Annotated in this window: 25 protein-coding genes; 6 read left to right on the forward strand and 19 right to left on the reverse strand. The window is 38.0% G+C overall.

All coding sequences use genetic code 11. From position 1 onward, the window contains the following. Positions 1-489: 489 nt before the first annotated feature. The 3 genes from I2F31_RS03325 to I2F31_RS03335 all read left to right on the forward strand — a co-directional run bounded on the left by I2F31_RS03325 (position 490) and on the right by I2F31_RS03335 (position 3,276). Positions 490-1,044, forward strand: coding sequence for a hypothetical protein (locus tag I2F31_RS03325; RefSeq protein WP_195767805.1), 555 nt, complete (start codon positions 490-492; stop codon positions 1,042-1,044). A gap of 1,111 nt (positions 1,045-2,155) precedes the next feature. Next, complete coding sequence (locus I2F31_RS03330; RefSeq protein ID WP_195767804.1) at positions 2,156-2,458, forward strand: ArsR/SmtB family transcription factor; 303 nt, start codon at positions 2,156-2,158, stop codon at positions 2,456-2,458. 284 nt (positions 2,459-2,742) lie between these two features. Next, positions 2,743-3,276, forward strand: coding sequence for a DUF2058 domain-containing protein (locus I2F31_RS03335; protein ID WP_195767803.1), 534 nt, complete (start codon positions 2,743-2,745; stop codon positions 3,274-3,276). Positions 3,277-3,328: 52 nt separating this feature from the next. Here I2F31_RS03335 and miaE read toward each other — a convergent pair whose 3' ends face one another. The 11 genes from miaE to cysD all read right to left on the reverse strand — a co-directional run bounded on the left by miaE (position 3,329) and on the right by cysD (position 13,653). Beyond that, positions 3,329-3,973 (reverse strand): tRNA-(ms[2]io[6]A)-hydroxylase, encoded by a 645-nt coding sequence (gene miaE, locus I2F31_RS03340; protein ID WP_195767802.1) that lies wholly within the window; start codon positions 3,971-3,973, stop codon positions 3,329-3,331. After that, on the reverse strand, positions 3,961-4,701 hold the full coding sequence (pdxJ, locus tag I2F31_RS03345; RefSeq protein ID WP_195773434.1) for a pyridoxine 5'-phosphate synthase: 741 nt from the start codon (positions 4,699-4,701) through the stop codon (positions 3,961-3,963). The genes miaE and pdxJ overlap by 13 nt, the downstream gene beginning before the upstream one ends. A gap of 12 nt (positions 4,702-4,713) precedes the next feature. Further along, positions 4,714-5,415, reverse strand: a complete 702-nt coding sequence (gene recO, locus I2F31_RS03350; protein WP_195767800.1) for a DNA repair protein RecO — start codon at positions 5,413-5,415, stop codon at positions 4,714-4,716. Then, positions 5,416-5,592, reverse strand: a complete 177-nt coding sequence (locus I2F31_RS03355; RefSeq protein WP_195767799.1) for an NF038104 family lipoprotein — start codon at positions 5,590-5,592, stop codon at positions 5,416-5,418. It lies immediately after the preceding gene. A 27-nt stretch (positions 5,593-5,619) separates the two neighbouring features. After that, on the reverse strand, positions 5,620-6,642 hold the full coding sequence (era, locus tag I2F31_RS03360; RefSeq protein WP_195768144.1) for a GTPase Era: 1,023 nt from the start codon (positions 6,640-6,642) through the stop codon (positions 5,620-5,622). Positions 6,643-6,644: 2 nt separating this feature from the next. Further along, on the reverse strand, positions 6,645-7,349 hold the full coding sequence (gene rnc, locus I2F31_RS03365) for a ribonuclease III (RefSeq protein ID WP_195767798.1): 705 nt from the start codon (positions 7,347-7,349) through the stop codon (positions 6,645-6,647). A gap of 207 nt (positions 7,350-7,556) precedes the next feature. Then, entirely contained in the window at positions 7,557-8,420 is an 864-nt protein-coding gene (lepB, locus tag I2F31_RS03370; protein WP_195767797.1) for a signal peptidase I, read from the reverse strand. Between the two features lie 19 nt (positions 8,421-8,439). After that, entirely contained in the window at positions 8,440-10,260 is a 1,821-nt protein-coding gene (gene lepA / locus I2F31_RS03375) for a translation elongation factor 4 (protein WP_195768143.1), read from the reverse strand. Positions 10,261-10,449: 189 nt separating this feature from the next. After that, on the reverse strand, positions 10,450-10,956 hold the full coding sequence (locus I2F31_RS03380; RefSeq protein ID WP_195767796.1) for a hypothetical protein: 507 nt from the start codon (positions 10,954-10,956) through the stop codon (positions 10,450-10,452). Between the two features lie 160 nt (positions 10,957-11,116). Then, positions 11,117-12,727, reverse strand: coding sequence for a sulfate adenylyltransferase subunit CysN (cysN, locus tag I2F31_RS03385; RefSeq protein WP_195767795.1), 1,611 nt, complete (start codon positions 12,725-12,727; stop codon positions 11,117-11,119). 17 nt (positions 12,728-12,744) lie between these two features. Further along, positions 12,745-13,653: a sulfate adenylyltransferase subunit CysD gene (gene cysD / locus I2F31_RS03390; protein WP_195773437.1), complete on the reverse strand. Its 909-nt coding sequence runs from the start codon at positions 13,651-13,653 to the stop codon at positions 12,745-12,747. 217 nt (positions 13,654-13,870) lie between these two features. Here cysD and nfsB point away from each other — a divergent pair, with 217 nt between their 5' ends. Next, complete coding sequence (gene nfsB, locus I2F31_RS03395; protein ID WP_195773438.1) at positions 13,871-14,524, forward strand: oxygen-insensitive NAD(P)H nitroreductase; 654 nt, start codon at positions 13,871-13,873, stop codon at positions 14,522-14,524. A gap of 4 nt (positions 14,525-14,528) precedes the next feature. Here nfsB and I2F31_RS03400 read toward each other — a convergent pair whose 3' ends face one another. The 3 genes from I2F31_RS03400 to I2F31_RS03410 form a co-directional block, all read right to left on the reverse strand. Next, entirely contained in the window at positions 14,529-15,395 is an 867-nt protein-coding gene (locus I2F31_RS03400) for a DMT family transporter (protein ID WP_195773439.1), read from the reverse strand. A 105-nt stretch (positions 15,396-15,500) separates the two neighbouring features. Further along, positions 15,501-15,716, reverse strand: a complete 216-nt coding sequence (locus I2F31_RS03405) for a hypothetical protein (RefSeq protein WP_195767792.1) — start codon at positions 15,714-15,716, stop codon at positions 15,501-15,503. 16 nt (positions 15,717-15,732) lie between these two features. Beyond that, positions 15,733-16,917 carry a phosphoglycerate kinase gene (locus I2F31_RS03410; RefSeq protein ID WP_195767791.1) on the reverse strand — a complete coding sequence of 395 codons (1,185 nt, stop codon included), beginning with the start codon at positions 16,915-16,917 and terminating at the stop codon, positions 15,733-15,735. Between the two features lie 144 nt (positions 16,918-17,061). Between I2F31_RS03410 and I2F31_RS03415 the strand changes: the two genes are divergently transcribed. Together I2F31_RS03415 and I2F31_RS03420 are read left to right on the forward strand one after the other, a co-directional pair. Beyond that, the gene (locus I2F31_RS03415) at positions 17,062-17,445 is read left to right on the forward strand and encodes a DUF2237 family protein (RefSeq protein ID WP_195767790.1); all 384 of its coding nucleotides are present in this window, start codon (positions 17,062-17,064) and stop codon (positions 17,443-17,445) included. A gap of 79 nt (positions 17,446-17,524) precedes the next feature. Beyond that, positions 17,525-18,703, forward strand: a complete 1,179-nt coding sequence (locus I2F31_RS03420; protein WP_195773440.1) for a ribosomal protein uL16 3-hydroxylase — start codon at positions 17,525-17,527, stop codon at positions 18,701-18,703. 1 nt (position 18,704) lies between these two features. On the opposite strand, the gene I2F31_RS03425 is transcribed toward I2F31_RS03420, so the two are convergent. The 5 genes from I2F31_RS03425 to dnaX are packed head-to-tail and all read right to left on the reverse strand — an operon-like array spanning position 18,705 to position 24,312. After that, positions 18,705-19,733 (reverse strand): alpha/beta hydrolase, encoded by a 1,029-nt coding sequence (locus I2F31_RS03425; RefSeq protein WP_195767788.1) that lies wholly within the window; start codon positions 19,731-19,733, stop codon positions 18,705-18,707. Continuing rightward, on the reverse strand, positions 19,734-20,882 hold the full coding sequence (locus I2F31_RS03430; RefSeq protein WP_195767787.1) for a YdcF family protein: 1,149 nt from the start codon (positions 20,880-20,882) through the stop codon (positions 19,734-19,736). After that, positions 20,879-21,922, reverse strand: a complete 1,044-nt coding sequence (gene murB / locus I2F31_RS03435; protein ID WP_195767786.1) for a UDP-N-acetylmuramate dehydrogenase — start codon at positions 21,920-21,922, stop codon at positions 20,879-20,881. The genes I2F31_RS03430 and murB overlap by 4 nt, the downstream gene beginning before the upstream one ends. Positions 21,923-21,930: 8 nt before the next feature. Beyond that, the gene (locus tag I2F31_RS03440) at positions 21,931-22,428 is read right to left on the reverse strand and encodes a low molecular weight protein-tyrosine-phosphatase (protein ID WP_195767785.1); all 498 of its coding nucleotides are present in this window, start codon (positions 22,426-22,428) and stop codon (positions 21,931-21,933) included. 18 nt (positions 22,429-22,446) lie between these two features. After that, complete coding sequence (gene dnaX / locus I2F31_RS03445) at positions 22,447-24,312, reverse strand: DNA polymerase III subunit gamma/tau (protein ID WP_195773441.1); 1,866 nt, start codon at positions 24,310-24,312, stop codon at positions 22,447-22,449. Between the last annotated feature and the right edge of the window lie 179 nt (positions 24,313-24,491).

Raw genomic sequence — 24,491 nt, forward strand, 5'->3', positions numbered from 1 at the left:
CTGAGCTTACAAAGTCGTTTATAAGTAAAGCTTAAAACAACCTGAATTTTACTTAATCATCGTCCTTTATTTTTAATTATAGAGGCTATTTTAGAAGAAAAATTTACCTAACCTAATATAAAATTGCTAGAACACTTCATAGATAGTTACAACTTATTTGATCACTTTCAACATCGCTTCTTTCCAAGAATTAAAAAAAATAGAGTTCAGCAACATAGTTTTTATATTTCAATACCAATGCACCATAGCAGTGCTTGACTGTTAAAATCTATTTAAACGTATAAATCAAATATGGTACAAACATAGCTTGTTGTGATTTACTAATGAAAAACCAACACGTAATAATATTATTAATAGATGTAGTTGAATTAAAAATAATAAGTTAAATTTCAATTTTAGCGTGTTTGAATAAGCGGTTTATGTTAATTTTAAGAAATCTTAAAAAGTATCTATTTTATTTACTAAAATTTTGAAAAATATAGGCAGTTTATGTCATTTGACTTCGTAAAAATCTTTAAAGAAATTGATCTTCATAAAAATGATCCCGACATTAATCATTTTATGACAACAGTTATTAATTATTGCCATGAAATGGAGCCAAATAAAAATTGGGATCTATTCAAACAATTAGATTACACAGCAGAACTTGAAAGTTTAGCAACATATGTAATTGATATTTTGGCAAAAGAGTCATCCCCCTTTATTGAACAAGGTTTTTGGTTTGGTCTTTCTGACAATGGGTATCTATATTTTGCATTATCAGATCAATACATTGCAGAAGAAAATAACCTAGATTGGATGTTTGAAAGCAATACATACTATCCAGAACAAGGAGCTTTTAGCTCTGAAATTTTACGATCTATCGAAAATTTAGCCGATGAAACTGAACTAGATAATTATGCTGAGTACCCTCTATTCTTAGCGTATGCACTTAAGCTCGCCCAAGCATCAATGACTCATTATAAAAAAGCTTATCCTGAGAGAAAAGTTGGATATTCTATTGGATATGATTCAGGAGATTTTATTACTGGAGGATGGGTTTAGCTCCCCCATTTGACAAAATCGTTTATTGTATGACAGAAAAGATGATGGAGCCATAAGGCTTCTTATAAATGTAATTATTAAGCCGAAGGAACTGAACATACAGCTTATCATATAAAAGTAAATACAAGGTGCTAGAAAAATTATATAAGGCCTTACAACCAATCCATGCTTCATTTTAAGCGTGAGTCACTCTTTTGTTTTAAAATTACACATAGGCTATTTTCGAAGAAACATTTGATTCAATAATTCGAATATATGGCTCGTGGCTTCATCTAGACATAAAATTTAGGACTTTCTATACGATGTTCTTGCCAAGAACACATCATCTTGTGCAACAGATACAATTAAATTTCTAATTTGACTTTCATCATCTTCAGCTTTCAACACACTCTGTCGAACCAAAAATCGTAAAAGACTGCCCAGCAGTCATATAACGACTATAGCTCCAACCGCATATAAAAGCGGTCACACCTGACACTATTTCCACGCCTTCTAAAGTAATTTATCTCAAGGTAATGTTTTTTCATTAATCCGTTTAACAAATTGTATCGAAAAGAATACAAGTATAAATACGGATACTCCTCTAAAAATATATGAGTAAATACTGTTTTCTAAATCATATCTAATAGATAACTTTGAAAAAATATAGTTCATTAATATGTAAATAAATGGAAGCATTAATAAAAGCATTGTTTTAGTTAAATATTTTTTTAGCAAAAGCTTCACCAAACGATTGATCATTGCGTAAATAAATTTACCAATACAACTATTATACTGTCAATATTTTTCAACCATTACGATTTTAAAAATCACTTAAATTTATTACTTTTATTTATCAAAATTAGGTATTTGTAAATCTAAATTCTTTACTGGAAACATGAAAATAATACATATAAAAATAATCAATAAAATTCTTATTTATTCTAAAAATATGGCTAACTCTAGATGATAAAGATCAAAAAGATTCTTTAGTACGCTAACAAAATTTTAGGGGTTAATTTTGAATCAAATAAGAGATAGCATTTACTTTTTTATATGACAAATCCATTTTTTATGCATACATATTCTGTATATTTTCGATCAATAAAGTTATAGACCAAGGAAATATTTTATGGACAATGCAATAAATATGAATGTCGTCCGAAACCAATCTAACGATATTGTATGCATGTTAAAATCTTTAGCAAATCAAGACCGATTAATCATACTAAGCCATTTACTTCAAGAAGAATTAAATGTCTCAGAGATTGAACAGAAAACAAATATCATGCAACCAACACTGTCACAACAACTGATGATTTTACGAAAAAATGGGGTTGTGACTACTCGCCGTTCGGGAAAACAAATTTTTTATTCAATCAAAGATCAACGTTTTCAAACGATTTTAAATAAAGTCTCTCAGTTTTATCAATAAACTAATATTGCTGATTGTTTCACTCTCCTATTCAGCCATGCATATTCATTGTTAGCTAAATAAAACAATCTCTTCATAAAATGATATAACGCAGCATAAAATATATAAATCGATTGTTTTCATAAAATACATCATATACATATGAGTGTATAAAATATGTTTAACATGAAGAAAATTAAAGATTTATGCTGCCATAGATTCAATCCCCATGATAAAATGTAAAGGTCGATCAGACTTTTTATGCGTATAATACAGTATCTTGTTTTTTTGTACTGGAATACATTATGGTTAAAAATGCACTGCAAGCTCAACTACTGAAAGCCGGTTTAGTTGACTCTAAAAAAGCAAAAAAGCTCACTAAACAAGCACAACATGAGCAGCGTACAGGTCAAGATAACAAAGCTGCTTTGGCCGCAGATCTTGAAAAAACTAAACAATCAAAACAACAAAAAGACCTTGAGTTAAATGCAAAAAAACAAAAACAACTCGAAGAGAAAACCCTAAAAGCAAATATTCAACAAATGATTCAACAACATAAAATTGAAAAAACTGAAGGTGATATTGCCTATCAGTTTATTGATGAACAAAAAATTAAAAAGATATACATTAATCAACAAGCTTATAATGCATTAGTTGCAGGAAGTTTGGTCGTTGCAAAATCTACACCATACGTATTACTTGCAACAGCACTGGCTGAACGTATTGAACAGAAAATGGAAGGCTTTATTTTATGGAATAAATCTGAAGAAAACACCCAAACCACCGATGAAGATGACCCTTATGCAGCGTATGTGATTCCTGATGATTTAATGTGGTAATATATTAAAGTAAAGTCCTGACTCTATTTTACAAAGTCAGGACTTCGGGTGTTTAATTTGGTATACCACTATGAAAGCGGAATACATCATCTGGTGCTAAAATCAGATTTTTCTCTACTTCTCTAAAATAATCAATACGTAGAGAAATCGTTTCATTAACATTTTTGAGTTCATGAGTTTCTGCAACTTCCGTTGCAAGTGCTAGATAATCTTCATAATGTCTAGATTCAGACTTTAGCAAGTAGCGATAATAACGGCCTAGCTCATCATCAACAATTGGGGCTAAAGCATGAAAACGCTCACATGAACGAGCTTCTACAAAAGCACCAATAATTAAAATATCAATTAATGCTTCAGGCTCATAAGTTCTCACTTCTTTACGTAAACCACCTGCATAACGCCCTGCACTTAATGCCTGCCATGCTTGACCACGTCTTTGCATAAAGCCTAGAACTTGCTCATAATGAAGCATTTCTTCACGAACAAGCTGAGCAAGCTTAATTTGTAAGTCTGGAAAAAAGCTGTATCTAAACATTAAATTCATAGCCGTACTGGCTGCTTTTTTTTCACAATTTGCATGGTCTTGCATTAAAATTTCTAAATTATTCTTAGCAGCATCTAACCATGCTTGTGGCGTTGTACAGCCTAAAAATGCAATGACGGGTTGCATCAGCTGATCATAATCTACGCTTGACATATACCCTCTGCATCTGCAATTGCTTGTTTCATCTGTTTTACCGCAACCTCTAAACCAACAAATACGCTATCTGCAATAATAGAGTGGCCAATATTTAACTCATGGATGCCTTGAATTTTGGCAATTGGAGCAACATTATCTAAGTTTAAGCCGTGACCAGCATTAACAACCAAGCCCTTATTTTTCGCATAAGCGACGGCTTTACTAATACGCTGTAATTCAGCATGCTGTTCTTCTACAGTATGTACATCTGCATATGCACCTGTGTGTAATTCAATGGTTGGCGCACCACAAGTAATTGCCGCATCAATTTGAGCAAAATCTGCATCAATAAATAATGAAACATCACACCCTACAGCAACCAATGCTTGTGTTGCTGCACGTACTTTGTCTAATTGGCCAACAACATCAAGACCGCCTTCAGTCGTAAGCTCTTGGCGACGTTCTGGTACAAAACAAATATGCTGTGGTTTAATTTCCTTAGCAAACTCAACCATTTCTGTGGTGACTGCAATTTCTAGATTCATACGTGTTTTAAGCACAGGACGCATACGTCTAACATCATCATCTTGTATATGACGACGGTCTTCACGTAAATGTAAGGTAATTCCTTCTGCACCTGCTTGCTCACAACATAATGCAGCTTTTACAGGGTCTGGATAAGTTGTGCCACGTGCTTGTCTAAGCGTTGCTACATGGTCAATGTTTACACCAAGTAAAATAGACATAATTGTTCCTAGTTAACGTTGATTTTGATAATACTGTAGCCACAGTTGACGACTTTTTAAAGGGCGATCACCCAATAAATGGCTAATCATTTGACGATATAAATGGCCTAATATTACCAGTTGCACATCTGTTAAAGGTATCGTAGGAAAAGACAATAAAGACAAAAGATCTTTACCTTGAAAAGATGTATTGAGCTTAGATTCTACAAATCCTTGATCAATAAAAAATTGGTAATATTGTTGCTCTAGCAAAGGTTTCCCCAAGGCATCAACACTAAAATCTATGTCATAACCGAGTTCTTTTAATAATACATACTCAAATTGACGTAATGATTGTCTAAGATATCGCGTATCTTGACTGTTTTCATGCAAATATTGCAATGCTTCAATCGTAAGATGATATTGTTGATATAGTTCTATTAAGTCATCTTCTAATGGGCATAGCTTAAGCAATAACTCATTTAAGTAAAAACCGCAGAAGTAAGCTTCACCGCGTAAAAAAATAGGGTGTTGATCTATTTCAAGATGCGTAAAGTTTTTTAACTCAGATTTGCCTGATGCGTACAGCACCATAGGTTGAAATAGTGGAGGCAATGCTTGGCGTATGACACCATCAATTCGACCATATTCTTGACTAAAAAAATGAATAATATGGCTACGCTCTCTATATTTACGTGCATGAATCACGTAACCATGTAAACATTGATTTCGCATTTAGTCTTTGGACTTTTTATCATCACCATCTGGAATAACAGCCCCAACCACGGCTGCTGTCCCTTTGACAACACCCTTTGTCGTTTTATAGGCCACTTTAACAGGTAAGGTCACAACGCTGGTAATGCACCCTTGTAACAGGAGTATACATGCTAAGATAGAACATACTTTAACCATGACCTCACCTCTTTGTTAAATAATGACTTAGATATCGCTATAGCCTAAACTTTTGAGTGCTCGCTCATCATCAGACCAACCACCTTTAACTTTCACCCACAGCGTAAGCATGACTTTGTGCTCAAACATTTTTTCCATGTCTATACGAGCTTCCATACCAATCTTTTTCAGTTTAGTCCCTTTATCACCAATCACAATTGCTTTTTGTCCAATACGGTCTACAAAAATGGTGGCATCAATGTACATACACGCAGGTTTTACTTTACCTGTTTTAGGATTTACGGTTGGCTCTTCAGTTTTAAATGATTCAATTTGTACAGTCAAATCATACGGTAGCTCTTCACCAAGCTGACGCATAATTTTTTCACGAATAATTTCACTGGCCAAGAAACGCTCTGAGCGGTCTGTGACTTGGTCAAATGCATATAGTGGTTGGCCAAATGGCAAGTACTTTTCTATCGTTTCTCTTAAGTGCTCTAAATTTGCACCTCTGAGTGCAGATACAGGTACAATTTCTACAAAATTCATGAGCTTTGTACGCTCTTGAATGAGTGGAAGTAGTGACTTTTTATCTTCTAAAGTATCAATTTTATTAATGACTAAAATGACAGGCATTTCTGCATTGGCGAGTTTTTCAAGTACCAACTCATCATTTTGTGTCCATTTTTTACCATCGATCACGAACAAAACAAGATTTACATCACGCAGTGCTGAGTATGCTGCCTTGTTCATCATTTTATTCATCACACGCACTTCTTTTTTGTGCATACCTGGTGTATCTACATACACGGCTTGTGATTTTTCACGACTATCAATACCAATAATTTTGTGGCGAGTGGTCTGTGGCTTACGTGAAGTAATCGAAAGCTTTTGTCCCAACAAGTGGTTCATTAAAGTTGATTTACCAACATTTGGGCGACCAACAATCGAAACAAAACCGCTTTTAAAGTCAGCTGGAATTTGAATGTCTTGTGACTTAAAAAACTGATCAATCAGATCATTTTTTTCAGAAGTTTGGCTGTTGTCATCGTTGTTGTGGTCAGATGGCATCGTCATGCAGTTTTTTGCTCCAATAATTTCAAAATTTCTGCCGCAGCGGCTTGCTCTGCAAATCTTCGGCTACTTCCCTCACCATACACAACTGAAAAGTCACTTACTTGACATAAGACTTGAAAGTGTTGGTTTGGTGCATCACCTTGTATATGGGTTACTTCGTAAATCGGTAATGGTTTTTTACGGGCTTGCAAGTATTCTTGTAAACGTGATTTTGGGTCTTTAAGTTGATCTGTTGGTTCTATATGGCTTAAATAAGGCTTATACCAATGAAGTATAATTGCTTTAAGTACATCTAATTGACCACAGTCTGTATAGATTGCACCAATGATTGCTTCTACAGTATCTGCTAAAATAGATTCACGATGATGCCCACCAGATTTAAGCTCACCCGTACTCATAATTAAGTGTTCGCTGAGTTTTAAATCATTTGCAATTTTACCCAGTGCTTCTTGTCTAACCAAGGTTGCACGCATACGGGTTAATCGCCCTTCATTTTCATGTGGGTAAGTGTGGTACAAATAATCTGCAACGATCATACCAAGTAGTGAGTCACCTAAAAACTCTAGTCGTTCATAGTTATATTTATGGCTGACTGAACGATGCGTTAAAGCGAGCTGTAATAAATCACTGCTTTTGAATTCATAGCCGATGTTTAAAGCCAAACGCTGATAATTTAGCTTTTTAAATGTTCCTTTGGTCAACTGCTCTCTCGAAAGTTCAAGGAGGATCACCTGCTTAAATGCGATTGATCCTTGGGTCTAGATATTATATTACACCGAACTTTCAACCATTGGGTCGAAGTACAGATGGTCTAATGTAATTATGCACCTTTTTGTATAAAAAGGTGCATAAACTTCAGTACAAAAACTGTTGTACTATTTTAACATAACTTAATGTTAAATATTTATTTAGTTAATCGTACCATTACGACTAAATGTTGGGATGTTCCAACCTGGCTCCTTATGCATCCAAATATATACTGCACGGCCTGTCAGGTTTTCTTCAGGAATAAAACCCCAGAATCTTCCATCTGAGCTTTCATCACGGTTATCACCCATAGCAAAGTATTGACCTTGTGGTACTGTCACGGACCAGTCAGTGCCATTACTACGTACAAACGTTGAGTTATCTTTTGCAACAAATGGAATTAGAGATGGGTCATTTTGGCTTTGTGCATAATTAAACTGCTCAATCAATGGATTACGATCTGTTAAATAACGCACCAAGTGCTGGTGTTCACCAAGCGTTTCTAAACGATAACTGGTAGAAAAAGATGATAATTTATCTTTTTCTCGACTAAATTCAGTGTTAACCGATACTACTTTTTGGCCATTAATAAATAATGTGCCTGATCTAAAATCTATACGGTCACCAGGCAAACCTACAACACGCTTAATATAGTTAATACTCGGTTTTACTGGGTAGCGAAATACGATTACTTCTCCACGCTTTGGCTCACCTACATCAATAATTTTCTTATTGATGACCGGCAAACGTACACCATAGTCAAATTTATTCACCAAGATAAAATCACCTGTTTCTAAGGTCGGTACCATAGAGTCTGATGGGATATTAAATGGTTCAAAGAAAAATGAACGTAAACACAAGACAATCGCTAAAACAGGCCAAAAATCATAAGCCCATGTGACGATAAAGTTTTCATTACCACGCCCGTTATTTGCACGTTGCTTAAAAAGAAATTTATCAAGTAACCATACTATAAATAAAATTAAAGTAACGGGAACGAGGATTAAATTAAAATCAAAATCCATGGGCTTATTATCCTAAGGCTTATTTTTTATCAATTTGCAGTGCTGCAAGAAAGGCTTCTTGTGGAATTTCTACACTGCCCACTTGTTTCATTCGTTTTTTACCTTCTTTTTGTTTTGAAAGCAATTTTTTCTTACGTGAAACGTCACCACCATAACATTTTGCTAACACGTTCTTACGCATTGCCTTCACAGTAGAACGAGCAATAATTTGTGCGCCAATAGCGGCTTGTATCGCAACATCAAACATTTGGCGAGGAATCAGGTCTTTCATTTTTTCAACCAATGCATTACCGCGCTGACGTGCTTCGTTACGGTGACAAATCATTGCCAAGGCATCAACTTTGTCGCCATTAATCAGCACATCAACTTTCACCAAATTTGAGCTTTGGAAATGCGTAAAGTTGTAATCTAATGATGCAAAACCACGCGAGCATGATTTTAATTTATCAAAGAAATCCATCACCACTTCCGCCATTGGAATATCAAAAGTAATAGACACCTGATTACCCAAGTACTTCATGTCTTTTTGCACACCACGGCGTTCAATGGCTAAAGTAATGACATTACCCAAATATTCTTTAGGAACTAAAATATGACACTCTGCTATAGGCTCACGTAAATCTTCAACCAATGTGCCATCTAACATTTTTGATGGGCTGTCAATATAAACAACATCACCACCTTTTGTCAGTGCTTCATACACTACGGTTGGTGCAGAGGTGATAAGGTCTAAGTTGTACTCTCGCTCTAAACGCTCTTGCACAATTTCCATGTGCAACATACCCAAGAAGCCACAACGGAAGCCAAAACCTAGTGCATCTGAACTTTCAGGTTCAAAGAACAGTGCTGAGTCATTAATTTGTAGTTTTTGTAAAGCTTCACGGAACGGTTCAAAGTCACTGGCATCAATTGGGAATAAGCCCGCGTATACCTGTGGTTTCACCTTTTTAAAACCAGGTAGTGACGTAACTTCAGGTGTACCCACTAAAGTAATGGTATCACCCACTGGTGCACCAAAAATATTTTTAATCCCTGCAATGACAAAGCCAACTTCGCCTGCTTCTAACACACCTGTTTCTGTATGTTTTGGACTAAACACACCTACTGATGTTACCACATGAGATTGACCTGTAGATTTGACAAGCATTTTGTCACCTTTACGGATACGACCTTGTTTAATCCGCACCAGTGAAACTACGCCCAAGTAGTTGTCAAACCACGAGTCTACAATTAATGCTTGTAATGATGCCTCTTTATCACCTTCAGGTGGTGGAATAACATCGACCAAACGCTCTAGAACATCTTTTACACCAAGCCCTGTTTTTGCAGAACATGTTGGTGCATCTGTTGCTTCTATACCAATAATTTCTTCAATTTCATGAATCACACGCTCAGGTTCAGCTTGTGGTAAGTCAATTTTATTCAACACAGCCAATACTTCAAGGCCTTGGTCTATGGCAGTATAACAGTTAGCAACAGATTGTGCTTCTACACCTTGTGCTGCATCTACAACCAACAATGCACCTTCACAGGCTGCCAATGAGCGAGACACTTCATAAGAGAAGTCGACATGGCCTGGGGTATCAATAAAGTTGAGCTGGTATTCTTGGCCATTTGAGTGAATGTAATACAATGTAACCGAAGCCGCTTTAATGGTAATACCACGCTCACGCTCAATATCCATTGAGTCTAGAAACTGTGCTTGCATTTCACGATCTTGCAATGCACCACACATTTGAATAAAACGGTCAGCCAAAGTAGATTTACCATGGTCAATGTGAGCAATAATAGAAAAATTTCGTATGTTTTTGATATCAACAGACTTTTTAGATACAGCCATAAAGCACTCAGGTGGTGTGTACACAATCATGTACTTAATTACTAAAGTAGCATTTTGATGTGTGTAAAATGAAATATATTAACTGTCGCACAGTATAAGCAAGTGAGTTATAAAAATATAGAGAAAATCAAAAAACTATATGACAACTTGCTCTTTGTATTATAAATTTCCAGCACATGGCTTGAAGCCTTATGGATATTCGTCATCCAAACCAACGAGCCAGCTATTTAAGTCTTCATTGATATCATCTAATGATGGAAGCATTTTTTGCTCTATTGCATCTATAGAGTCATCAAAACAGTCAATCAATTCTTGCACCTGCTGTAAGCTCACTATTGTTGCTGGGTATTCAACACTCATACCTAAAATATCATCTACATCAAGCATGATATATGTATAGTCAAAGCTAAAAATAGACTGAAAAAACTCTTTTGATAACTCAAATACTTCTTGCCCATACCACTTAAAAAACAAATGCATTCTCGCTTCAAAATTACTCATTGCATCTGCTTTAGTCGCTTCAAAATAGTAATACGGTCCGCCTTCTATATCTTTTTCCACAATGTGCTCTACTTTAAAAAAAGCAGTCCAAAATAATGGGATAATATATTTGGGTGAAATATAGTGTTTTTCAAAATCTAAACGACTATTTTCCTCTTTATCATATGCTAAGGTGAGATTGGCATAATTACCCATATTAAAAATCGCTCTGCGTAGTAAAGCCACAAGTATAAGACAAATATGACACACCTATCTTAATGCGTATTATATTGATAAAGCACATCATACCCAACAAAAACAAACATGCCCTCAACAAAAAAACGATGAGGGCATGTTTTAAAGCCTAAATACTGTATTAGAGCAATACCGTATTTTTAATTTTTGTGACTGCATCTTCAAGTGATTGTGCTTGAATCACAACATCTGCCTGTGCTTTATGTGCTTCATCAACCAACAAGACAAGTCCTGTTTGTTTAAGGACAGCGAGTGAGTCTGGTTGTTCCACAACCAAGGCCACGACACCATCATTCAGTAAAGCTCGTTCAAGCGTCTGGTCTTGGATTAACGCCGTATTTAAAGCAATGACCACAGGTTTTTGCCCTAAACGTGCTGCACGCTCTGTTGCAGTAACAACGCCATGTTGCAATGATTGAGCGGTATGTTCAATCATTGCCGCCCCAACGGTAACATTAGTTAAACGATCAATAAAAATAAAACTGCCTGTATAGCGACTATTGATATATTCATCAAACACCACTGGGCGGTCAAATTCCACCGTGATATCAGCAATACCATTGAGCTCTACAGACCCTTGTGCATCGCCATGTGCTAAGGTGTTTACATCAATACGATGGTGAATTTGGCTGACTTTGGCAGGCACATTTTGTGTCCCCACTTTCACATTATAAAGTTTACCTTCAACCAATGGCTGATCAGCCATCCACACCACAGTTGCACGTACTGCACGTGAAATATGTGGTCTTGCCTCTACATGAGTAATGACATCACCACGACTGACATCAATTTCATCATGCAGTGTTAAGGTGACTGCTTGTCCCACACCTGCTTGAGGCAATGAACCATCATAAGTGACAATCTCTTTAACCTTACTCCGTTGACCCGAAGGCAGCACGACAATCTCGTCATTGACCTTCACTGAACCCAATGCAATTGTGCCTGCAAAACCACGAAAATCTAGGTTTGGTCGATTCACATATTGCACAGGAAAACGAAAGTCTTGCTGTGAAGTGTCTTGTGCAATCTGTACGGTTTCTAAAATACTCATCAAGGTTTGGCCTTGATACCACGGCGTATGCTCTGACGCATTCACCACGTTATCGCCATCGAGTGCTGAAATGGGCACAAAATGAATATTTTTAGGGGCACGCTGTCCAAGTTGCTGAATAAATGCATGATAGTCTGCTTGAATTTGCTCAAATTTCGCTTCATCAAAGCCAACTAAGTCCATTTTATTAATGGCCACCACAATATGGCGAATACCCAAAAGTGCCGCAATAAAAGTATGGCGACGGGTCTGTGTTTGCACACCATAACGGGCATCAATCAAAATCACGGCGAGGTCACAGGTCGATGCACCTGTTGCCATGTTACGTGTATATTGCTCATGCCCTGGCGTGTCTGCAATAATAAATTTGCGTTTATCTGTTGAGAAGTAGCGATACGCAACATCAATGGTAATACCTTGCTCTCGTTCAGCTTGCAGGCCATCAACCAACAATGCAAGGTCTACTTTTTCGCCTTGTGTCCCTGACTTTTTACTGTCACGTTTCACTGCTTCAAGCTGGTCTTCGTAAATCATTTTTGAATCATGCAACAAACGACCAATGAGGGTACTTTTTCCGTCATCGACATTCCCACACGTTAAAAAGCGAAGTAAGTCTTTTTGTTCATGCTGTTTTAAATACGCCAAAATATCCTGGCTGATCAGCTCGGACTGATGCGACATGTGTTTACTCCACTAAATTAAAAATAACCTTCTTGCTTTTTCTTTTCCATTGACCCTGCTTCATCGTGGTCAATCATACGGCCTTGGCGTTCTGAACTGGTGGTTAAAAGCATTTCTTGAATAATATCTGGTAATGTATCTGCACTAGATTCAACTGCACCTGTGAGTGGGTAACAGCCAAGGGTACGAAAACGAACAGGCTTTAAGGTAGGTGTTTCACCTTCACGTAATGGGAAACGCTCATCATCAATCATAATAAGTGTGCCATCACGCTCAACCACAGGACGTTTTGCTGAATAGTACAGTGGTACAATTGGAATCTGCTCTAGGTAGATATATTGCCAAATGTCGAGCTCTGTCCAATTCGACAGTGGAAAAACTCGAATGCTTTCGTCTTTATTGACTTTGCCATTGTAGATATTCCACAGCTCAGGACGCTGATTTTTTGGGTCCCAACGGTGTTTACTGTCACGAAATGAATATACACGCTCTTTAGCACGAGATTTTTCTTCATCACGGCGCGCACCACCAAAGGCGGCATCAAACTTATGCTTATCGAGTGCTTGCTTTAAGGCTTGCGTTTTCATGATGTCAGTATATTTTGAGCTACCATGATCAAAAGGGTTAATGTTGGCGGCCATTCCCTCTAGGTTTTTATGTTCAATCAGTTCTAAGCCATGCTTTTTAACCATATCATCACGAAAAGTGATCATGTCTTTAAACTTCCACCCTGTATTTACATGCATGAGTGGAAATGGCAATTTTGCAGGATAAAAGGCTTTCATGGCTAAATGCAGCATAACCGCCGAATCTTTACCAATCGAATAGAGCATCACAGGATTTTCAAACTCTGCTGCCACTTCTCGAATGATATGAATACTTTCAGCTTCAAGCTGTTTCAGGTGAGTTAATCTTTCCTCAGTCATCAATAATACTCAGCTTAATGCAAAATGTTAATAAACTATGTTATCACGCTTCTAAGGCCTTCGTACCTAGCCTAGTTATAACGATTTTCACATAACTAAATCAATTTTTATGCTTTAGTCTGTTGCAAAATTTAACGCTTTTTCAAAGGTCATTGACAAGAAAAAAGCCTGTTTTTTTGTTATAACAGAGTATTGTTTTGATTGGAAAAAATAACAGATGGATATTTTAGAAGTTGCCCAAACACGTTACACCACCAAAGCCTATGACCCAAACAAAGTCATTGCTAAAGCAGACTTCTTAAGATTACTTGAAGTATTAAGACTAACACCCTCTTCCGTAAATATTCAGCCATGGCATGTATATATTGCTCAAACACCTGTGGCAAAGCACCGTGTTGCACTTTCTATGGGTGGCATGTATGAAAGTAACGCCGTTAAAGTACTTAATGCATCGCACACACTGGTTTTATGTACACGCACAGATGTGACAGACAGCCACTTAGAGCAACTACTAGAACAAGAAGATCGTTCTGGACGTTTTAAAAGTGCCGAAGCCAAACAAGGGCAAGCCAAAGGCCGTTCAGGATATATTCATTTATACCGCAATGAACGCCAAAACCTAGATCAATGGCTAGAGAACCAAACTTTTATTGCATTGGGTCAACTCCTTCTTGCTGCCGGTGCTGAAGGAATCGATGCCACGCCAATTGGTGGCTTTGATGAAAAGACGCTATCTGATGAGCTTGAATTAGAAAAACAAGGGCTAAAACCCTCTGTTGTGGTGACTTTAGGCTACCGTAGCGATACAGATACGAATGCGACTTCACCTAAAGCTCGTTTTCAAGATAAATATATTTTTACCTCGCTATAAAACCTTAACTTGGCTTCATGGCCAACATTAAACAAAGCACCGCCACCACAGCCATCACAACACTGATGCTTAAACGTGGCGTGAGCTTTTCTTTAAAGACCACTACACCGCATAGTGCACCAATCACCACCACTAAAATATTCATAGAGGCAAACACAATGGCTGGACTGTCATGTAATGCTCTGTGTGCATTGACATAAAAAGCAATATTAGAAAAATTCAGTGTACCAATCACTAAACCCGCCAATATATTTTGTGGCTTTAAAAGTTGGCCTCTTGCTTTCATGAGTGCCGTAAGTAATGACAATACACATGCAAAAACAAAAATTAAATTGAGGCTAATAGCAAAACCCAAGCCTAAACGCGTATTATATTTCAGCAAAATATCAACCAGTGCATACCCTACCCACACGGCCACCAAAGCCCAAATCCCTTTATTTGAGATTGTAGGTTGTGACGTTGAATTTTTTTGTAAGATCATAAGCACAATGGCCATCACACCTAAACCAAAACCACAGGCTTTAAGCACAGACATACTTTCATTAAAGACCAAATACGCTGCCAAAATAGACAGTACAACAGATAAACGCTGTGCAATTTCAGTTTTAATCATGCCTGCATGTTGTAAGGACTTAGACAACGCAAAAAAGATGCTCGGCAGTAATGCACCCAATAAAACAATGAGCCACCATGGCACATTTTGTGGTGTTAAATGTACGATATCTGGTTTAAACCACAAAAAACATAAAACTGATGCAATCACATAGTTCCATGTAATGATTGAGATGACACTTAAACCTTGGACAAGGTATTTTTTAAGTATCACAGATACACAAACACTGCATAATGCAGCACATAAAATAAGTAGCATATTTTACCTTTAATAATCATTATCCATTACTTAGGCTATTTTACACCTGTGAGAAAAAAACCTGCAACTTAAAAGTCACAGGTTTTTTGGAACATCAAAGTAGACTTAATGGCTAGGTGTTACAGCTGATGTTGCACTGACATCTGTATTTTTCGCATCAAGCACTGGTTTATCTAAAGCATCAATTTTTGCCTGCTGATCTGCACTCGTTGCTGTTGCTTGTGTATCTGAAGATGTTACCGTTTTTTCTTCCGATTTTTTTGCACAACCAAACATCAGTGGTGTTACCAATGCTGCCATCATAAGTACTTTAATGTTCATCGCCTATCCTTTTACATTAACCACGGTCTAACAATGCTGCTACCGCTGGTAATGTTTTGCCTTCCACAAACTCTAAGAACGCACCACCACCAGTTGAAATATAGCTAATATTCGATGCAACATTGTATTTATCAATCGCTGCTAATGTATCACCTCCGCCTGCAATTGAAAATGCTTCACTTTCTGCAATGGCTAAAGATAAAGCTTTTGTGCCCTCTCCAAACTGTTCCACTTCAAATACACCCACAGGGCCATTCCATAAGATGGTTTTAGATGCTTTGAGTAAGTTTGCAAATGTTGCCGCTGTTTCAGGGCCAACATCTAAAATCATGTCATTTTCAGTCACATCAGTGACTTTTTTGACCACTGCTTTGCTATTTGCAACAAAACTCATAAAATCATCACCAATATGTGAGGCATCGGCCACCACAACATCTACAGGTAATGGCACATCAACTTTGGCTGCAATTTCTTTTGCAGTGTCTATAAGACTTGGTTCATACAGTGATTTACCCACATTATAACCTGCAGCTGCAAGGAAGGTATTGGCAATACCACCACCCACAATCAGTTGATCACATACAGTAGACAGTGAGTTAAGCACATCTAACTTTGTAGAAACTTTTGAACCTGCAACAATGGCCACCATTGGTTTTGCCGGCGTTTTTAAAGCACGGCCCAACGCATCAAGCTCTGTTGCAAGTAACGGGCCTGCTACAGCACACGGCGCTAAACGAGCCACACCTTCGGTTGATGCCTCTGCACGGTGTGCTGTACCAAATGCATCCATAACAAACACATCACACAAATTGGCATATTTTTGGGCAAGCTCAGCACTGTTTTTCTTTTCGCCATGATTAAAACGTACATTTTCAAGTAATACAACTTGACCTGCCTCAACCTCAACACCATCTAGATATTCTGTTTCTAAACGAACCGCTTGACCAAGTGCTTCAGATAAATATGCAGCAACAGGAGCTAAAGACTGCTCTGCTTTAGGTTCCCCTTCAACAGGACGACCTAAGTGCGAACACACCATGACAGCAGCACCTTTTTGTAGTGCTGTTTTAATTGTTGGAAGCGCAGCACGTAAACGTGCATCACTGGTAATTTGCCCTTGTTTTACAGGCACATTCAGGTCTTCACGAATAAGAACACGCTTTCCTTGTAAATCTAAATCTGTCATGCGTTGGAACGTCATTGTGTTACTCCCTAGTATTATTTGATGTTCAATGTAAATATATTTTAGACCAAGAGATTTAAAAACGTTAGTATCTTTAGTATAAGAGATTGATAAAAAATATTATCATCTTCATTTTAACCTAAACTTGTGATTCGAGCCTTTATGTCTATTCATCCCGACCCAAAAATAAATAAATCTAACGTATTTAACGAGCCTTTAGCCAGTTGTTGTTTTGACCCAATTACAGGCTATTTCCGTAATGGCTTTTGCCATACTACACCAAGTGATATTGGGCAGCATACGGCATGTGCTTTAATGAGTGCTGAATTTTTAAATTTTTCGCAAAAAATTGGCAATGACCTGATTACACCCGTACCTGAAATTGACTTTCCCGGACTACAACCCGGTGACTATTGGTGTATTTGTATTACACGCTGGATTGAGGCCTATGATGCAGGTGTTGCACCACAACTTAAACTCAGTGCATGCCATCAAGCCATGCTCAGCTATGTACCCATGGACATTTTGCTCGATTATGCAGTCTAAAGCATCATATAAGCACTATCTGTAGGTCATGGTTATGCTTTAAAATAGGCGATTACCGCTTTTATTTGATGGAATTCTTATGTCTCAGGCACTTAACGTTCTCGGTGGGCTTACTGCTGAAACCTTTCTTCGTGAATATTGGCAGAAAAAACCACTATTGGTTCGTAATGCATTGCCTGAGCTTGCTACACTCCTTGAACCCAGTGATATTCAGGAATTAGCACTTGAAGAGCATGTAACCGCACGACTCATCTTACAACAAGGCAAAGCACACGATCAGTGGCAGACCAAAAACTCTCCACTAAAAACCAAAGACTTTAAAAAATTACCAAAGTATTGGACTTTACTTGTTCAAGCGGTTGATCAACACAGCTTAGAGCTTGCAGAAATGTGGCAAAAGTTTTCATTTATTCCACAATGGCGTAGAGATGACATTATGGTGTCATACGCCCCTCAAGGTGGATCTGTCGGCAAGCACTTTGACTTTTATGATGTATTTTTAGTGCAAGGCTATGGCGAACGCCGTTGGCAACTTGGTCAAATGTGCGATGCAACCTCACCTTTAGTGCCAAATCAACCACTTAAACTCTTACCAGAGATGCAAGTACATTTTGATGAAGTATTACAACCAGGTGATTTATTGTATGTTCCACCGGGATTATCTCATTACGGCGTGGCTGAAAATGAATGCTTAACCTATTCTTTTGGTTTCCGCATGCCAAGCGTTGCCAGTATGTTTGACCGTGTGAGTGACCAATTTGCAGACAACGATGCCTTTAAAAACCCTGTAGCAGATATCATGAGACAAAATAGTCCTGTGATTGGTGAGATCTCTGCAGCTGAGTTTGAACATTTAAAAACACAACTTATGCAAGCTTTGGCTCAAAGTACTTGTTTTGATGATGCCATTATGCAACTGATGTCTGAACCTAAATACCCAGACAATATTCCTGAAGCAGATGAACTTGAACACAGTGATTTACTTGAAATTGCTGAAGAAGGTTATGAACTACAAATAGACCCTGCTTCACGACTGCTTTATCAAACCACTGATAATGAGGTTATTTTTTGGGGCAATGGAGAGAAAGCCACTGTATCTGCCGAAACAGCCAACATCTTAAAAGCATTGGCAGATGGCGAAACATTGGCACTGAACAGTAATGTATTAGCCCATGACAGCCTAGATACAATCATTCAGTTCATCAATGAAGCTGTGATTATGCTTGTTCCGCCACAAGATGATGAAGCGCTCATCTAACTTAGTGATAAATACGACCACTTGATTTGGCATTCAAAAAAGCAGGAATTAACCCTGTGAGTGCCGAACGAATATCTTCACGCTCATTAATGAGTTGATGCGACCCTTCTTCTAAAATAAGAAGGGTTTGCAACCTAAATTTCTTTCTAACAAACTCAATATTATAACGCCAGTCTACCGTTTGATCTAAAGCTCCTTGAGCCAACCAAACAGGAATACGACATGCTGGAAGTTCCTCCATTTCTAGCATCCATTTAGACATGGCCAAGATCCAAGCCATACCCATCATACGAGGCTGTAAAGGGTCTTTTAAACGTACAAAACGTAAAAATGCAGGATTATGGTTATTCCGTCTAAAATGTCGAGGCACTTGTTTTTTAATACGGCGGATAATCCCCAAGCCAACAGGGTTATGCCACCATGCCGACTTTGCAGGACGTAGCAGTGGCGATAATAAAAGCACACGTTCAACATAAGGGTTTTTACGTTGTTGAGCACAATCTAGTATATGGTGCATTAAAATTGCACCACCTGTACTTTGCCCAATACCAAACCATGGTTGTGGCAACTGTGGTGCATGATTGACATAGTGATAGACCTTGTCGAGTACTTCTTGATAATGATCAAAATGGTCAATATTGGCAGCAGACCCTGTACTTAGACCATGACCAGGCAAATCAAAGGTCACCACACTAAAACCCTGAGATAAAATTTCTTTCAGTAAAGGCTGATATAAAGCACTGTGTTCTAAATAGCCATGCAATAAAAATACAGTGCCTTTGGGCGTGTCTTTCGGTGCAAAAACTTGCGTATGTAACTTAAAGCGAGCCAACTCAATCGACCCTTGCCAATAGTCACATTCAAGTTGGTCTAACCCATATAACTTTTGATAAGCCAACAATTCACCTTTGGGCGTATAAGGGCGATATAAGTTGAGTGCTTGCAATTTATGTGGTGTACGCTCTGGGCTTGGTACAGGTAAATTTAACTGCTGTAATATATTGGGTGTTAAAAATGGAATATCGCTCATTTAGGGAACCTCACGGCAGTCACTTGTACCAAACAACATGTCTCTAACGGTTGCTAAAAGCTCATAGTTTGCACGGCGACTATGGTCATAGTTTTGCAACGCAGGTTGCCAAGTGGTCAGTGGCTCTGGCATTGGCGCACTCACTGGCACAGTGGCAATGCCATTTAAAGCAAATAAACGCCGTGTTCTTGGCATGTGGTATGCATCTGTAATTAAAATCACGTTAGGTGCTCCACCTTTTTTCTGTAGCAACAATGAACTAAAACGTGAGTTTTCACAGGTATTCATGCTTCTATTTTCAAGTAAGTTGGCATCTACCCCTCGTGTTTTTAACCATGCTTGCATATATGGTGCTTCTACGCCACTCAAAAGTATGGGTAAAGGGTTTTGTTTTTCTATTTGCAAGATTGTTTCTAGGCGTAACCTCGTATAGTTATTCACCATAATTTTTTTAGTGGTTTTATCTAAAGTCAAACCGCCACCAAGCACAATGATTGCTGATGGTTTAGAAGGATCTGTTTTGACTTCAGTAACTGTAGAGAGTTTCTTTAGCTCTTGCGTCGTTTGATCTGTGATAGGTAATACAGGCTTATCTATTGGGTAGTGTTTTAAAAAGTAGTCATATTTATCAATCATCGCCTGAGTATTTTCATCACTATAGGTTGTGCTTATTGTCCTTACGTCTTGTTGCATTTTCTGCTTAAGACTCATGTGCTGTTTTTGGCCAACATGAGACCCTGAAACAGGCGTTGTATGCAATACTTCGGATGCGCTCTGCTCATCACCACCTGTATCTAATATATTTTTTTGAATCTGCTTTTCTAAAATTTGGTAACGCTGAGCAATCATATTCAGGCTATTAATGTCTTCTTTTTGAGCAGCATCTTGAAGTACTTTTAGGTATGCCTGACGTGCAATCCATAATGCAGATCCTGGTTCTAAATCATTATGCTCACTCAACGCTGCAATTTGCTGACTTCTTGCAGCAACGACATTTACCTCTATAGGCACAATGTGGTTAAGTAAAAATAGAATCGATTTTGAATAAAACGGTGTAAACACAAATACAGCAATACAAGCACATAAAATGGAAAGCCATACAATCCACTTTATGAGTTTAAATAATCGCTGAATAGTGTTTGATATCATGAGTTATCTATATACGAGGCAATTGTGCCGTTATCTAAAAATCTGACTGGCTCAGGTTCAAGCCAAATTGCAAACTGCTGTTGCACTGCTTGCTGTACTAAAGTGTAGGTTTGTTGAACATCGTGTAAACCTGCTTGGTCGTAATTCACGAGGACTAAGGCTTGGCGTTCAAACATACCTACGACACCATGTTTGCGTCCTTTCCAACCCGCTTGCTCAATTAACCAACCTGCTGCGACCTTAACATATCCATTTGCTTGCAGATAGTTTGGCATGTTCGGAAATTGAACAATTAATTGTTGGTATTGTGTTGACGTAATAATCGGGTTTTTAAAAAAACTACCTGCATTTGGGTATTGTGCAGGGTCAGGTAATTTACTTCGTCTAATGTTAATGACTTGTTGCTGTAGATTCTCTGCAGTTTTCTCTTCACCCACAGCCGTTTTTAAATCACCATAAGCCAGTTTTAAAGACGGCGTTTTATATAATTTAAACCGAACAGACACAATCACATAACGGGTTGGGTTTTGTTTAAAAATACTATTCCGATAAGAAAAATCACACTCATTCGCCATTAAATGAACAAATGTTTGAGTAAAACGGTCATAAACATATACAGAAGCAATAAACTCGCCGACTTCTACACCATATGCTCCAATATTTTGTACAGGAGATGCACCGACTAAACCGGGAATAAGCGCAAGGTTTTGTAGCCCGTACCACTGTTTATCAGTACTATACATCACAAATTGATGCCAATTTTCACCAGCAGCCACATCAATAATGACACTTTCAGCTGTTTCTTCAACCACTGAAATCCCTTGTATCTGCATATGCAGTACCAATGCATTTAACTGCTCGGGCAAAAGAACATTACTACCACCCGAAAGAATCACACAGTTTAATTGAGATTGATCTGCAAATGCTAAGGCGGCTATGAGGTCGCTATGACTATAAATTTTACAATAATGGCTCGCAATCGCACTGAGTTTTAAGCTATTAAATGCCTGTAATTGTACTTGGTTTTGAATTTCTAGCACGTTGCTCTCTAGCCAATATGTTGTTGTTTAAAATATGTCGCCCATGCATGACTTGCAGACTCACACTGATTTAAAACACGTTCAAAGCCGTCATCACCCCCATAATAAGGGTCTGCAATGGGCTGTTTAATTTGTGTAAGGTCGTGTTCTGTCATCAATGCCAATTTTGCCAAAGGTACATCTTTAAAAGATAAAACGGCTTGCTGTTGTAAACGCTTTAAGTCTTTTAAGTTGTCTAAATCCATGGCTAATATCAGATCAAAATCAACCCAATCATTGAGTTTAATTTGTCTGGCTTTGAGCATAGATAAATCATAACCTCTACGTTTAGCATGGGCTTGACTGCGTGAGTCTGGTGTTGCATTAGGGTGATAGTTGCTCGTGCCTGCTGAGTCAACCACAATATTTAAATGGTGTTGTTTTAAGATATGACGCAGGACTTCTTCAGCCGTAGGAGACCTACAAATATTGCCTAAACACACACACAATACACGGTATGGTTTCATAGTTCACCCTTGTAAACTCTATTTTAATTGAATATCTACCAGCTGTGCATCAAAGGTATCGAGTAAACTTCTAATCACAGGTTCATTTTCTAGTAGCGTTTGGGCACGATCATAGGCTTGCTGCTTTCTATGCTCTTGTAACATAGATGCAGTCATGCCATCCACATGGCCATATGCAATATTAAACTGGGTGTTTGGCCACTGTTTAAGTAGCATTTGTTCAAAGTCACGCTGATGCTCTTGTAAAATTTTGGCATATTCACTCGGAATGTGGAATGTGGATACACCATCAATTTCACCACTCATTGTGCCATGACTGGCAATATTTTGTATGGCTGGCGATAGCTCACTCGATCTGAACCAATATTCCCATTTTTCAACACTCCACTCACCCGACATGTCTTGCTGGGGTATTTGTAGAATTTGCTGTGGGGTTAAATCTATTTGATGCGCTAAAGAAACTACAGGGGAAAGAGGCTGTTCAACTGTATTGAGTTGTTCCGTCTTCAGATCTTCTTTCTCATAAGTAATAAGATCATCACCTAACGAAAATGGAAAAATTTCCTTTTGTGGTTCAATATGGAACTGCTCTGACATGTATTGCTGTGATGGCACATCAACTGCAATAAGCCCCTGAGTATCTACTTCAAAGTAGATTTGGTCTTTATCGGTCGTATCGGTCGTATCGGTCGTATCGGTCGTATCGGTCGTATCGGTCGTATCGGTCGTATCGGTCGTCAGTGTGTCAGATGGAATTGCTGTTGTGTGATTTATTTTTGGTGCAACATATTCATTGACTGCCAAGGGTTTAAAAGCAAGTAGCCTTAAAACACACATTTCAAAGCCTTGCTCTTGCGTGACTGCCCAAGACAGCTCAGCTCGTGCTTTACTCGAAATTTGATAATACAACTGTAAATCTTGTGCGGAAATAACCTGTGCTAGATGCTTAATTTTCTGGTTAATATCTTGGCTATATTGCAATGACAAATCTGGCAAATATTGAATCAGTGCCAACTCATGTAAAGTCGATACCAACTGATCTAATACCAGCGCAACATCTAAAGCCTGTTGTCTGAACTGTAAAAGTAACTGTGCAACCTTTTGTTGTTGGTTTTGATGAATGGCTAAAATAAGATCATAAATAATAGAGCGATCAATTAAGCCCAACATGTCTTTAACATCTTGGTGATGAATTTGACCCTGCCCATAAGCAATCGCTTGGTCTGTAAGCGATAATGAGTCACGTACTGAGCCTTGAGCCGCTTCTGCAAGTTGCCATAAAGCATCTGCTTCATAGCCAATTTGTTCTTTATCTAAAATAGTGACGAGATGCTGACTAATTTCAGTCATATCGAGTGGACGCAATGTAAATTGCAAACACCGAGAAATAATTGTTACCGGTAGTTTTTGAGGGTCTGTTGTCGCAAATAAAAATTTAACGTGTGCAGGTGGTTCTTCTAGTGTTTTTAATAAAGCATTAAATGAGTGCGTAGACAGCATATGCACTTCATCAATAAGATAAACCTTAAAGCGTCCTTGTGTGGGTGCATAAGGAACATTATCTAATAGCTCTCGTGTATCTTCTACTCGAGTACGGGACGCTGCATCGATTTCAATGAGGTCGATAAAACGCCCTTCATTGACAGCCTTACAGGTATTACACTGCTCGCACGGCGTTGAAGTGACACCTGTTTCACAGTTTAAGCATTTCGCCAAAATTCTAGCAATGGTTGTTTTACCAACACCACGTGTGCCTGTAAATAAATAGGCATGGTGCAAACGCCCTCTTTCCAAAGCACTGGTAAGTGCCCTAGACACATGGTTTTGACCCACCAACTCATTAAAGTTGCGTGGACGATATTTTCTTGCTAGAACCTGATACATGAATGCCCCCTGACTGCACCTATAAGCATACTGTTTTTCTATGTAATAGTGAACTCACTAACGTTCTGATTCACTTAATTTTAAGCAGTCTATTTAAATTGGCATAACACTTAGGCTAAATATAGATAAATATTGCAATATCAAGATAAAACTGATGGGGCTCTGAGTACTATTAAAGT

Origin of the sequence: Acinetobacter rathckeae, from assembly GCF_015627125.1 — a bacterium.
GTDB classification, from domain to species: domain Bacteria; phylum Pseudomonadota; class Gammaproteobacteria; order Pseudomonadales; family Moraxellaceae; genus Acinetobacter; species Acinetobacter rathckeae.

Bases quoted from the DNA above. Each gene is read 5' to 3' on its own strand.
- I2F31_RS03330 (WP_195767804.1), top strand. From the start codon at position 2,156: ATGGACAATGCAATAAATATGAATGTCGTCCGAAACCAATCTAACGAT.
- I2F31_RS03440 (WP_195767785.1), bottom strand. From the start codon at position 22,428: ATGAAACCATACCGTGTATTGTGTGTGTGTTTAGGCAATATTTGTAGG.
- I2F31_RS03400 (WP_195773439.1), bottom strand. From the start codon at position 15,395: ATGCTACTTATTTTATGTGCTGCATTATGCAGTGTTTGTGTATCTGTG.
- cysD (WP_195773437.1), bottom strand. From the start codon at position 13,653: ATGACTGAGGAAAGATTAACTCACCTGAAACAGCTTGAAGCTGAAAGT.
- I2F31_RS03425 (WP_195767788.1), bottom strand. From the start codon at position 19,733: ATGAGCGATATTCCATTTTTAACACCCAATATATTACAGCAGTTAAAT.
- nfsB (WP_195773438.1), top strand. From the start codon at position 13,871: ATGGATATTTTAGAAGTTGCCCAAACACGTTACACCACCAAAGCCTAT.
- pdxJ (WP_195773434.1), bottom strand. From the start codon at position 4,701: ATGTCTATTTTACTTGGTGTAAACATTGACCATGTAGCAACGCTTAGA.
- lepB (WP_195767797.1), bottom strand. From the start codon at position 8,420: ATGGATTTTGATTTTAATTTAATCCTCGTTCCCGTTACTTTAATTTTA.
- lepA (WP_195768143.1), bottom strand. From the start codon at position 10,260: ATGGCTGTATCTAAAAAGTCTGTTGATATCAAAAACATACGAAATTTT.
- I2F31_RS03430 (WP_195767787.1), bottom strand. From the start codon at position 20,882: ATGATATCAAACACTATTCAGCGATTATTTAAACTCATAAAGTGGATT.
- I2F31_RS03415 (WP_195767790.1), top strand. From the start codon at position 17,062: ATGTCTATTCATCCCGACCCAAAAATAAATAAATCTAACGTATTTAAC.
- dnaX (WP_195773441.1), bottom strand. From the start codon at position 24,312: ATGTATCAGGTTCTAGCAAGAAAATATCGTCCACGCAACTTTAATGAG.
- I2F31_RS03380 (WP_195767796.1), bottom strand. From the start codon at position 10,956: ATGGGTAATTATGCCAATCTCACCTTAGCATATGATAAAGAGGAAAAT.
- I2F31_RS03335 (WP_195767803.1), top strand. From the start codon at position 2,743: ATGGTTAAAAATGCACTGCAAGCTCAACTACTGAAAGCCGGTTTAGTT.
- I2F31_RS03420 (WP_195773440.1), top strand. From the start codon at position 17,525: ATGTCTCAGGCACTTAACGTTCTCGGTGGGCTTACTGCTGAAACCTTT.
- I2F31_RS03325 (WP_195767805.1), top strand. From the start codon at position 490: ATGTCATTTGACTTCGTAAAAATCTTTAAAGAAATTGATCTTCATAAA.
- recO (WP_195767800.1), bottom strand. From the start codon at position 5,415: ATGCGAAATCAATGTTTACATGGTTACGTGATTCATGCACGTAAATAT.
- era (WP_195768144.1), bottom strand. From the start codon at position 6,642: ATGCCATCTGACCACAACAACGATGACAACAGCCAAACTTCTGAAAAA.
- cysN (WP_195767795.1), bottom strand. From the start codon at position 12,727: ATGTCGCATCAGTCCGAGCTGATCAGCCAGGATATTTTGGCGTATTTA.
- miaE (WP_195767802.1), bottom strand. From the start codon at position 3,973: ATGTCAAGCGTAGATTATGATCAGCTGATGCAACCCGTCATTGCATTT.
- I2F31_RS03410 (WP_195767791.1), bottom strand. From the start codon at position 16,917: ATGACGTTCCAACGCATGACAGATTTAGATTTACAAGGAAAGCGTGTT.
- I2F31_RS03405 (WP_195767792.1), bottom strand. From the start codon at position 15,716: ATGAACATTAAAGTACTTATGATGGCAGCATTGGTAACACCACTGATG.
- I2F31_RS03355 (WP_195767799.1), bottom strand. From the start codon at position 5,592: ATGGTTAAAGTATGTTCTATCTTAGCATGTATACTCCTGTTACAAGGG.